Annotated in this window: 1 protein-coding gene; it reads right to left on the bottom strand. The window is 51.9% G+C overall.

All coding sequences use genetic code 11. The features are described 5' to 3' along the window. Positions 1–485: hypothetical protein (locus KUV72_RS20100; RefSeq protein ID WP_222239525.1), on the bottom strand; the 485-nt coding region annotated here is incomplete at its 3' end. Positions 486–503: the final 18 nt, after the last annotated feature.

The following is a 503-nucleotide window of genomic DNA, read 5'->3' as shown; positions in this document are numbered from 1 at the left end:
GTGTTGTCCAAGTAGTCCATATAGTGATTGCCCTTGGTGCCCTCTTTTGTCCCAGGGCGAAGCGCAATGGCATGAACGTCGGTAAGCTGAGATAGTGCCTTGAACTGTCCGACGGTATTAGTCAGCGGTACGCTATGACCCGGCTGATCTTGAAAAGCGAAGCCGACGCGTCCGTCATTACGCATGAACAGGGTAGGGCCGCCGTCGCTGAACAGGAAACTCACGTTCTCAAAGTTGCTGGCCGCGGTCACCTTCTTGTAGTAGTCCGTGGCCAACTGTAGGCCACGGTCAATGTTAGTGCCTCCCTTCGCTGTCGACGCATTGAGAAAATATAGGGCACTGCTCATGTTGGAGGAATTGAAGTTCATGAAGGTTTTTTGGCGTGCTCCTGTATCAAAATCAACCAGCTGAACATTGATCGTCGCTTCTAGGTTCTTGAGCATGTGCAGTTGCCGGATGATGGCTTGTTTTTCGAACTGTAGCATGCTGAGTCCAGGTGCCGC

The sequence above is a fragment of the Halomonas sp. DP4Y7-1 genome (genome assembly GCF_019800705.1).
In the GTDB taxonomy this organism is placed as follows: Bacteria; Pseudomonadota; Gammaproteobacteria; order Pseudomonadales; family Halomonadaceae; genus Halomonas; species Halomonas litopenaei_A.
This window is presented reverse-complemented; position numbering and strand designations above follow the sequence as displayed.